Genomic DNA, 9,680 nt, shown 5'->3' on the forward strand with positions numbered 1-9,680 from the left:
GCTCAGCTGCCGACCGGGCCGCCGTCCAGGCGCCAGGTCACCACGACCGACGGCTTGGCGAAGTCGCCGTCCGGCCAGGTCGAGGCCGGCTTCTCCACGCTCGCGCCGGTGATCTCGCCCGGGTGCTGCACCGCGACGAAGACCGACCGGTCGTCGCCGGTGATGAACGGCCCGCAGGTCTCGGCGCCCAGCGGCACGGTCAGGAACTGCTTGAGGTGACCCCGCTCGGATCCCTCGATCGCGGTCGCGAACAGGCCGTCGTTGCTGCCCAGCGCGTTGCCGTCGGTGGCGATCCACAGGTTGCCGGCGCTGTCGAAGGCCACGTTGTCCGGGCACGAGATCGGCGAGACGGCGCTCTTGTCGTAGCCCGCGAAGTACGTCGACGGATCGGCCGGGTCGCCGCAGACGATCGGCAACGACCAGGTGAAGGACTCCCCGGTGTGGTCGCCGCGGTCCTCGACCAGCTCGAAGATCTGGCCGTGCTTGTTGGCGTTGCGCGGGTTGGCCTCGTCGACGCCGGGGTTGGTGCCGACGCCGCGGTTGGAGTTGTTGGTCATGGCCGCGTAGATCTTGCCCGTCCGCGGGCTGGGCTGCACGTCCTCCGGGCGGTCCATCTTGGTCGCCAGCACCGCGTCGCCGGCCAGCCGGGTGAAGGTGAGCACGTCGGCGGCGGTCATGCCGGGCACGTACGAGCGGTTGCCGGACACCAGCTTGATCCAGGTGCCGCGGCCGTCGAAGGCGCCGTCGGACGGCAGCTTGCCGGTGCCGTCGATCTCCGCCGCCGGGCTGTCGCCGCCGAGCTTGGCCACGTAGAGGGTGCCCGACTCCAGCAGGGTCAGGTTGTGCCGGCGGGCGTGGGCCGAGTCGCCGGGCAGGTACTTGCCCTCGGAGACGAACTTGTAGAGATAGTCGAACCGCTCGTCGTCACCCATGTACGCGACCACGTGGCCGTTCTTCGCCACGATGACGTTCGCGCCCTCGTGCTTGAAGCGGCCCATCGCGGTGTGCTTGCGCGGGGTCGAGTCGGGGTCGAACGGGTCGACCTCGACGATCCAGCCGAATCGGTGCGCCTCGTGCGGGTGCCGGGCCAGGTCGAAGCGTTCCTGGGCCCGGTCCCAGCGCCGCGAGCCGCTCGGCACCCGGGCCGTGGTGGAGATGCCGTAGCGGGCCAGCTTGGGCTTGAGCGCCTCGGGGGCCGCGTCACCGCCGACGAAGTACTGGTTGAAGTTCTCCTCGCCGGACAGCACGGTGCCCCACGGGGTGACGCCGCCGGAACAGTTGTTCAGCGTACCGATCGCGGTCCGGCCCTTGGGGTCCGCAGCCGTCCTGAGCCACACCGAGCCGGCGGCCGGGCCGGTGAACGCGAACGGCGTATCCAGGGCGGTGATCCGCCGGTTGTACGGCAGCCGCCGGGAACGGACGGGCTGCCACTGCCCGGTGCGCTCGACCCGCTCCAGCTCGACGACGGACAGGCCGTGGGCCGCCATCGCGATCCTGAGCTGGTCCACGCTGAGCGCGTCCAGGGAGGTGAAGCCGGGGAACATCAGTTCCTCGTTGGTGTACTCGTGGTTGACCACGAGCAGGGCCCGGCGCCCGTCGCGGCCCAGCGGCAGCACCCCGACGAAGTCGTTGTTGTAGCCGAACTGGGCCGACTGGCGGCGCACGCTCTGCTCGGTGATGTCGAACTCCGGAGCGCCGGGCAGGACCGGGTCGCCCCAGCTCATGACCACGGCCGAGTCGTAGCCGTTCGGGACGATCAGGTTGTCGAGCTTGTTCGGCGGGATGGCCTTGAAGGTGAGCGGTCCGGCTTTGCCGCGGGTCTCGAGCAGTCCCTCGGCGACCGGCGCGGCGGCGGGTGCGGGTGCGGCCGACGCGGGAGCGGCCGCGGCAGCCGCCGTGCCACCGAAGCCGAGCACGAGCGCGCCCACGGCGCCGGCGCGCACGACTCCGCGGCGCGACATCCCGGTGTTCACGACGTCGCCGAGGTACGGGTTGTCCGTCCGGTTGGGCACCGGGTGGTCGCAGGCGTTGCCGCAGCGGTAGAGGCACGTCATCGCGTCGCGCCCGGTGTGGCCGAGCAGCGGCAGCAGGCGGGGTCGTTCAGTCATCGGGGCAGAGCTCCTCGCAGGCAATATGGCCCCCGTCACGGACGGGGTCGCCTGACGCTAAGAGCTGCGATTGGAGCGGGACCGGACGTACGGTGAACGCCGGATGAACACGACGACCCGGCTGGTGCCCGGGTCAGGACTCGAAGTACCTGGGGCGTGGCCGCCGGTAGGCCCGGCGGGAGTTCTGCATGAAGTACCGCAGGACGAAGGCGGTCAACGCCGCACTCGCGATCGCGATCAGGATCATGGCGGGCACCGGGTTCCGGGTCACCGACAGGGCCGAGGCGGAGCTCGCCGGTGTCTGGTTCTGCGCGGCATTGGCGGTTCCACCCGTGGCGGCGGCCGGCGGCGGCACGGTCGGCAGCGCGGCGAAGTCGACGATGCCGCTGCTCTCCAGCAGCGTCATGTGGGTCATGACGAACTGGTTGGTGCGCTGGGCGAGCTTGCGCACCGTGTCGTTGCGGGTGCCGGCCCGGATCGAGGCGATGGCCGGGAAGATCTTGCCGTGGGCCGCCCGCAACCGGTCGATGTACACGCGGTCGAACTCCTCGCCCTCCGCGTCGCGCATCTCGGCGAGCCATTTCTGCTGGTCCGCGTTCGGCTTGTTCGGCAGCGTGACGTCCAGCTTCTTGGCCGCGGCCACGACCAGCTTGTCGAGGGCCACATGCTGGGTGGCGATGTCGCGCCCGATCTTCTGGATGCGCGGGTCCTGCGACTTCTCCTGGGCCATCTCGCCGGCCGGGATCTCCCACAGCCCGGCCAGCCGGACCTTGACCGTGAAATCACGGTCGGCCTCGGAGAGGTCACCCTTGCCGCGGTCGGTGAGCAGGCCGTTGGGCGGCACCGGTACGCCGGGTTCGGCCCTGGCCATCTGCGGGTCGAACACGAGCAGGGCGACCGCGGCCAGTGCCGTGCTCGCCAGGTGACGCCACATCCGATCGACCGCGAACACGTCAACCTCCGGCCATGGTTCTTCGATGATCCTGGTGAGCCGGAATACGGATGGCGGGCTGTTTCGGATCAACGCGAGGACATATCCGCGCCGGCCGGGCGGCGGATGTCAGGTGGGCACGCGGAGATTGCGGTGGGTCACCGCGTACGGGAAGTACATCCGTACGGCGGTCCGGCCACCGTCGGTGCGGGTGGTGAGGACGTCCGCGAGCTGGCGGGCGACCCACAGTCCGGCCGGATCGGCCGGGCTGACCGGCGGCCGGTAACCGGCGTGGACGGGGATGCATCGGCCGCCGTGATCGTCGACGTGGACGATCAGCGTCGCGTTCTGACTCCACGCGCGTGTCCGTACCGGCGGCCGGCCGTGCCTCAACCCGTTGGTGACCACTTCGCTGGTCGCCGTGACCACCTGCCGTACCGCGGTGGGTACGAAGTGCTGCGAGGCCGCCCACCGGGCGACGGCGGCGCGGCAGGCCGCCATCTCCTCGACGTGCCACACGGTCAGGTCCACATCCGTGACCGGGGGAACCGCCGTCATCGGGGCATGCGCCCGCTCGCCGAGAAAGTCGCCCGGCGCCACGTACCCGGGGTTGTCCACGACGCCCTGTGCGCTCAGCTCACGCTGGTGGACCTTCCGGACCGCGTCGATGACCGACGGCGATTGCCGGCCGCCGTGCCACACGCACGTGATCGAGCAGCGGTAGCAGGTGTACACCTCGTTGGCCATGGCCTCGTAACCCAGGTACGCGTCCGCCCGGTCCACCGGCGCATCGGGATCGGTCACGACATCGGGCTCGGCGACGATGTGCACGACTTCCTGCCGGGACTGCCGCTCCCGCAGATACCGCAGGAACCTGGAGTAGGTGAAGCCGGTCCGCTGGTAGAAGGCGTTCATCGGCGCCCACTGCAGGGCGTGGGAATCCGGGCCCAGCCGGTCGCGGACGGTCGCTTCGGTGTCGGCGCCGACGACCATCAGGACAGCCTCGTCGGACGTGATCTTCCGGCGGAGGTACGGCAGCAGCACGCGGTCGACGGTGTCGTCCCTGTCGAGGACGAGGGCGCGGTGGTCGAAGGTCCCCGAGCGGCCGCCATCGGCCAGGCTGATCACTGTCGGCTCCCTGGGCTGTCGTGGCTCCCCTGGTTCAGCACTACGCCGGGAAGCTCCCGTACACCACACAAGGTCAACATCTCCGTCACTGCCGGTGAGCACTGCAGACACACGGTCGCGCCTACGGCATGAGCCGTGGCGCCCACCTCGGCGAGCATGCGAACACCGGCGACATCAAGGAACGTGACGGAGCGGAAATCGGCGTCGAGCTGTCCGGGACCGGCGAGAGCACGCATCCGTTGCCCGAGCACGGGTGCGCTGGCCGCGTCGATCGCGCCGGACACCGCGATCCACCCGGCCGACCACACCGCCTCGCAGCCGGCCATGACTTCCGACTGCCGCTCCATAGATCACAACCACCGCCATCGACCGGCACCCTCGGCACGCTGCCGCCACCAGGGTCCGACGCGGGCGGCCGGGCCGCAACCCACTGCCACGAAAGGGGTAACGGGCCCGCAGGTTCGCGAGCCCGTCACGCGCCGGGGTTTCCGGGGCCGGCCCGGTCAGCTGCCGATCGGGCCGGCGTCCAGGCGCCAGGTGACCACCACGGCCGGCTTGGCGAAGTCGCCGTCGGGCCAGGTCGAGGCCGGTTCGTCCAGCGTGGCGCCGGTGATCTCACCGGGGTGCTGCACCGCCGTGAAGACCGAGCGGTCGTCGCCGGTGATGAACGGCCCGCACGTCTCGGCCCCCGGCGGCACGGTCAGGAACTGCTTGAGGTGACCCCGCTCGGGACCCTCGATCGCGGTCGCGAACAGGCCGTCGTTGCTGCCCAGCTGGTTGCCGTCGGTGGCGATCCACAGGTTGCCGGCGCTGTCGAAGGCCACGTTGTCCGGGCACGAGATCGGCGAGACGGCGCTCTTGTCGTAACCGGCGAAGTACGTCGACGGATCGGCCGGGTCGCCGCAGACGATCGGCAACGACCAGGTGAAGGTCTCGCCCGTGTGGTCGCCGCCGTCCTCGACGAGCTCGAAGATCTGGCCGTGCTTGTTCTCCCGGCGCGGGTTGGCCTCGTCGGGCCCCGCGTTCGTGCCCACGCCGCGGTTGACGTTGTTCGTCAGCGCCGCGTAGATCTTGCCGGTCCGCAGGCTGGGCTGCACGTCCTCGGGCCGGTCCATCTTGGTGGCGCCGACCGCGTCACCGGCCAGCCGGGTGAAGGTCAGCACCTCGGCGGCGGTCATGCCCGGCACGTACGAGCGGTCTCCCGACACCAGCTTGATCCAGGTGCCGCGGCCGTCGAAAGCGCCGTCGGACGGCAGCTTGCCGGTGCCGTCGATCTCCGCCGCCGGGCTGTCACCGGTCAGCTTCGCGACGTAGAGCGTCCCGGACTCCAGCAGCGTCAGGTTGTGCCGGCGGGCCGAGGCCGAGCCGCCCGGCACGAACTTCTTCGCGGAGACGAACTTGTAGAGGTAGTCGAACCGCTCGTCGTCACCCATGTACGCGGCGACCTGGCCGTTCTTCGCCACGATGACGTTGGCGCCCTCGTGCTTGAAGCGGCCCATCGCGGTGTGCTTGCGGGGCCTCGAGCCGGGGTCGAACGGGTCGACCTCGACGATCCAGCCGAAGCGGTGCGCCTCGTGCGGGTGCCGGGCCAGGTCGAAGCGTTCCTGGGCGCGGTCCCAGCGCCGCGACTTGTCCGGCACCCGGGTGGTGGTGGAGATGCCGTAGCGGGCCAGGGCCGGTTTCAGTGCGGCCGGGGCGGCGTCGCCACCGACGAAGTACTGGTTGAAGTTCTCCTCGCCGGACAGCACGGTGCCCCACGGGGTGACGCCGCCGGAGCAGTTGTTGAGCGTACCGATCGGGGTCAGGCCCTGTGGATCGGCCGCGGTGCGCAGCAGCGCCGTGCCGGCCGCCGGGCCGGTGAAGCGGAACGGTGTGTCCAGCATGGTGAGCCGCCGGTTGTACGGCCGCCGGCCGCCGACGGGCCGCCACTGCCCGGTGCCGCCGACGCGCTCGAGCTCCACCACGGACATGCCGTGCGCGGCCATCGCCACCCGGACCTGCTCGACGCTCAGCGCCTCCTGAGTGGTGAAGCCGGGGAACATCAGCTCCTCGTTGGTGTACTCGTGGTTGGCCACCAGCAGCGCCCGGCGCCCGTCGCGGCCCAGCGGCAGCACGCCGAGGAAGTCGTTGTTGAAGCCGAACTGCGCGGACTGGCGGCGCGCGGTCTGCCGGTGCACGTCCAGGCCGGGCGCGCCGGGCAGGATCGCGTCGCCCCAGCGGATCACCACCGCGCTGTCGTAGCCGTTGGGCACGATCACCGTGTCCAGCTCGTTCGGCGGGATCGGCTTGAAGGTCAGCGCTCCGGCGTGCCCGCCGCCGTGCTTCGGCACCGCCGCGGGCTCGGCGGCCGGCGCGGCACCCGCGGCGGCCGGCACGGCGCCGAAGCCGAGCACGAGGGCCCCGACCGCGCCCGCGCGGACCACGCCGCGGCGCGACATCGCGGTGTCGACCACGTCACCGAGGTACGGGTTGGCGGACTCGTTGGGCACGGGATGGTCGCAGGCGTTGCCGCAGCGGTACAGGCAGGTCTTCGGGTCGCGACCGGCATGCCCGGCCGGGCCGAGGATGGGTAGCAGGCGGGGTCGGTCGGTCATCGGAGGGTCTCCTCACGCGACTCTGCATGATTCATCAAGATCGATGCCGTGGAAACCTGAGCCTAGTCGCGGGCGAAGGTGAACGGAAGGTGAACGGCCGTTGTCAGAGAGCAAGCTCGGCGACCTGGTCGGCGCAGCCCCAGCAGAGCGTCATGCCGGCGCCGCCGTGCCCGTACGCGTGCACCACCGTCCCGCCCGGCCACTTCTCCGCCTCCACCCGCGGGCCGCCACGCCGCACCGGGCGCAGTCCCACCTTCTCCCCCACGACCGGCGCGCCCGCCAGCTCGGGCACCAGCGCCACACAGCGTTCCAGGATCGCGTCCCGCGTCGCCGGGTCGGGCGTGGTGTTCCAGTCCCCCTCCTGCCAGGTCCCGCCCAGCACGACGTCGCGGCTGCGCGGATGCACGTAGGTCGACGGCTCCCCCTCGTCGCGTACGGAGGTGTAGATGCCGGTGTTGGCCACCAGCACGATCTGCCCGCGGGCCGGGACCACCTCCGGGTCACCGCACAACGTGCCGGCGGCCAGCCCGGTCGCGTTGACCACCACCGGCGCCTCGACCAGCGCCTCCTCCAACCGGTCGACCCGGCGCCGCCGCACCCGCACCCCGGCGGCCAGGAGCCGCTCGCGCAGCCACGGCAGATACACGCCCATCTCCACCAGCGGCGCCCGGAAGCGCACCTCCCTGGTCCACGGCGGCTCGGCCCGCAGATAGCGCACGTCCCGCGCGGCCGGCGCCCACCACGGCTCGCCGGTCGCGCCGGACCGCTCGAGGTTGCGGGTCTCGCGCACGAGCACCCCGGGAACCCCGTCGAAGGCGTCCCGGCGGAACTGGTCGTAGGTCGCCGCGGCCCAGGCCAGGATCCGCTCGTCGAAGCCGGTCCGGGTCGGGTACCAGGCGGCGGCGGCCACCGCGGAGACCGTCCGGGCGGAATCCTCCGGCGTCCACACGGTCACCGCCGCGCCCCGCTCACGCAGCCGCAGCGCCGCCGTCAGACCGATGATGCCGCCGCCCACCACGACCACGTCCGCCATGTCCGTCATCCTGTCGTAACCCGGCTCTGAGTACTCGGGCTCAGTCGGAGGTACGACCGCCCGGACCAGACTGCGGCATGGACACCAATCCGCAACCGAGGACCACCACCGCCTTCCACGTGCAGTCCGTCGCCTCCTTCGCCCTGTCCCTGACCGCGGTCGCCACCGGGATCGCGTACCTGCCGGTGGGCAGCTGGATCCGCGCCTTTCTCGCCGTGGGCCTGCTCTACGTGGTCACATCGGCGTTCACCCTGGCCAAATGTGTCCGCGACATGCAGGACGCGGGCACCGTCGTCCGCCGGGTCGACCAGGCCCGGCTGGACAAGCTGCTGGCCGACCACGACCCGTTCAAGGTCCCGGCCGGCTGAGCCCGGATGCCGGCCCCGTATCCTTGTCGTCGTTGATGCCGGTCACCGATGTGACCGGCGCACGATCGATCCGGAGCAGAGATAATGAGCGAGCACCTGTTCGCGGACGCGACAGGCTTCGCCGGTCTGGCGCTCCGTCCCGAGCTGCTGAAGGCACTGACCAGCTTGGGCTACGAGGAGCCGACGCCGATCCAGCGCGAGGCCATCCCGCCGCTGCTGGAGGGCCACGACCTGCTGGGCCAGGCCGCGACCGGCACCGGCAAGACCGCGGCCTTCGCGCTGCCGCTGTTGCACCGTCTGGAGCCTGATGCCAAGGGCGGCCCGGCCGCCCTGGTGCTGGTGCCCACCCGCGAGCTGGCCGAGCAGGTCTCCCAGGCGGTCCACCGCTACGGCCGTGACCTGGGCGTCCGCGTCCTGCCGGTGTACGGCGGGCAGCCCATCGGACGCCAGCTGCAGGCCCTGCAGCGCGGGGTGGACGTCGTGGTCGGCACCCCCGGCCGGGTGCTGGACCACATCAGCCGCGAGACGCTGGACCTCAGCGACGTGCGCACCGTCGTGCTCGACGAGGCCGACGAGATGCTCGACATGGGCTTCGCCGAGGACATCGAGGCCATCCTGGCCGAGACCCCGCAGACCCGGCAGACCGTGCTGTTCTCCGCGACGATGCCGCCGCGCATCGACGGCATCGCCCGCCGCCACCTCAAGGACCCGGTCCGCATCCAGATGGGCCGCGAGGCCTCCGCCCCCGGCGAGATCCCGCTGGTCCGCCAGAGCGCGTACGTGGTGGCCCGGGCGCACAAGCCGGCCGCGCTGGGCCGGGTGCTCGACGTGGAGGCGCCGACCGCCGCGATCGTCTTCTGCCGCACCCGCGAGGAGGTCGACCAGGTCACCGAGACGCTCAACGGGCGCGGCTACCGGGCCGAGGCTCTGCACGGTGGCATGAGCCAGGACCAGCGGGACCGGGTCATGGGCCGGCTGCGCGGCGGCAGCACCGAGCTGCTGGTCGCGACCGACGTGGCCGCCCGCGGGCTGGACGTCGAGCAGCTCACCCACGTGGTCAACTACAACGTGCCGTCGGCGCCCGAGGCGTACGTGCACCGCATCGGCCGGGTCGGGCGCGCGGGCCGCGAGGGCGCCGCGATCACCCTGGCCGAGCCCCGCGAGTCCCGGATGCTCAAGGCGATCGAGCGGCTCACCCGCCAGCGGATCACCCTGGAGAAGGTCCCGACGGTCACCGACCTGCGGGCCCGGCGCCTGGAGCTGACCCGGGCGGCGCTCGAGAGCAGCCTGCAGACCGACGACCTGGAGCGCTTCCGCGTCGTCATCGAGTCGCTGACCAGCGAGTTCGACATCGAGACGGTCGCGCTGGCCGCGGTGAAGCTGGCCCACGAGGCGGCCGGCGGCGACGTCGACGAGCAGGAGATCCCCACCCCGCGCGAGATGGTCCGGGACCGCCCCGAGGGCCGCGACGGCCGGCGTCCCGAGCGTCCCGAGCGCCGCGGCGGACCGGCCGGGGCC

Annotated in this window: 8 protein-coding genes; 2 read left to right on the plus strand and 6 right to left on the minus strand. The window is 71.8% G+C overall.

Annotation, left to right across the window (positions count from 1 at the left end):
* Positions 1-2 precede the first annotated feature (2 nt).
* From ACWEOZ_RS40695 to ACWEOZ_RS40720, 6 genes are all read right to left on the minus strand, one after another.
* The gene (locus tag ACWEOZ_RS40695) at positions 3-2,108 is read right to left on the minus strand and encodes a PhoX family protein (RefSeq protein WP_451916022.1); all 2,106 of its coding nucleotides are present in this window, start codon (positions 2,106-2,108) and stop codon (positions 3-5) included.
* Positions 2,109-2,241: 133 nt separating this feature from the next.
* Positions 2,242-3,060: a DUF4142 domain-containing protein gene (locus ACWEOZ_RS40700; protein WP_451916023.1), complete on the minus strand. Its 819-nt coding sequence runs from the start codon at positions 3,058-3,060 to the stop codon at positions 2,242-2,244.
* A 108-nt stretch (positions 3,061-3,168) separates the two neighbouring features.
* Entirely contained in the window at positions 3,169-4,167 is a 999-nt protein-coding gene (locus ACWEOZ_RS40705) for an MEDS domain-containing protein (RefSeq protein WP_451916024.1), read from the minus strand.
* The gene (locus ACWEOZ_RS40710; RefSeq protein WP_451916025.1) at positions 4,164-4,514 is read right to left on the minus strand and encodes an STAS domain-containing protein; all 351 of its coding nucleotides are present in this window, start codon (positions 4,512-4,514) and stop codon (positions 4,164-4,166) included. The genes ACWEOZ_RS40705 and ACWEOZ_RS40710 overlap by 4 nt, the downstream gene beginning before the upstream one ends.
* Positions 4,515-4,670: 156 nt before the next feature.
* On the minus strand, positions 4,671-6,761 hold the full coding sequence (locus ACWEOZ_RS40715; RefSeq protein WP_451916026.1) for a PhoX family protein: 2,091 nt from the start codon (positions 6,759-6,761) through the stop codon (positions 4,671-4,673).
* 103 nt (positions 6,762-6,864) lie between these two features.
* Entirely contained in the window at positions 6,865-7,794 is a 930-nt protein-coding gene (locus ACWEOZ_RS40720; protein WP_451916027.1) for an FAD-dependent oxidoreductase, read from the minus strand.
* Positions 7,795-7,871: 77 nt separating this feature from the next.
* Here ACWEOZ_RS40720 and ACWEOZ_RS40725 point away from each other — a divergent pair, with 77 nt between their 5' ends.
* Both ACWEOZ_RS40725 and ACWEOZ_RS40730 read left to right on the plus strand, forming a co-directional pair.
* Complete coding sequence (locus tag ACWEOZ_RS40725; RefSeq protein ID WP_451916028.1) at positions 7,872-8,162, plus strand: YiaA/YiaB family inner membrane protein; 291 nt, start codon at positions 7,872-7,874, stop codon at positions 8,160-8,162.
* Positions 8,163-8,246: 84 nt separating this feature from the next.
* The coding region (locus ACWEOZ_RS40730) for a DEAD/DEAH box helicase (protein ID WP_451916029.1) at positions 8,247-9,680 on the plus strand (1,434 nt) is incomplete at its 3' end.

This window comes from Actinoplanes sp. NPDC004185, assembly GCF_053603475.1.

Bases quoted from the DNA above. Each gene is read 5' to 3' on its own strand.
- ACWEOZ_RS40720 (WP_451916027.1), bottom strand. From the start codon at position 7,794: ATGGCGGACGTGGTCGTGGTGGGCGGCGGCATCATCGGTCTGACGGCG.
- ACWEOZ_RS40710 (WP_451916025.1), bottom strand. From the start codon at position 4,514: ATGGAGCGGCAGTCGGAAGTCATGGCCGGCTGCGAGGCGGTGTGGTCG.
- ACWEOZ_RS40725 (WP_451916028.1), top strand. From the start codon at position 7,872: ATGGACACCAATCCGCAACCGAGGACCACCACCGCCTTCCACGTGCAG.
- ACWEOZ_RS40715 (WP_451916026.1), bottom strand. From the start codon at position 6,761: ATGACCGACCGACCCCGCCTGCTACCCATCCTCGGCCCGGCCGGGCAT.
- ACWEOZ_RS40695 (WP_451916022.1), bottom strand. From the start codon at position 2,108: ATGACTGAACGACCCCGCCTGCTGCCGCTGCTCGGCCACACCGGGCGC.